1 pseudogene is annotated in these 529 nt (G+C 44.0%); it reads right to left on the reverse strand.

The window, feature by feature from the left end:
• Nucleotides 1–529 (reverse strand): annotated as a pseudogene (locus ACS8FD_RS24285) (phosphomannomutase); the annotation flags it as partial.

The raw sequence follows: 529 nt of genomic DNA on the forward strand, positions 1-529 counted from the left end.
TGTTGGCGCAGTAAACTACTACCCGTCTTACTCATGACTGGTACTGCATCAAGCTTTTTGAGTAAGCGTGCCAAATGATGAGAGCACTTTACATCAAATAAAACCTGCGGTGTATTGGGCTTTTTATTGTATATAGGACGCTCTACAATGGCGACTCGCGCTAGCAAATACAATAGATGATCAGGGGTCACGACCTTACCGCTGTTATCGACGATCATCAGTCTATCACCATCACCATCAAAAGCCAGACCCATATCTGCTTCATTAATAATAACGGTTTGCTGCAGTTCTGCCAGACGGTTAGGCTCAGTGGGGTCTGGATTACCTCTCGGAAAGTTACCGTCCGGAATATCATTTAGCACAATGACTTGCTGACAAAAGCGTTCAAATAAGGGCTGTGCAATCCTACTGGTCGCTCCATTTAGACAATCAATAACAATTTTTAAATCAAGTTTACTGGTAGCACTAGAGCGGTCAGGGGAGTAGTTTTGCGTCTCGATACGAGTAAATACTTGCGCGATAGCATCGA

It is taken from the genome of Psychrobacter sp. 1U2, from assembly GCF_051847575.1.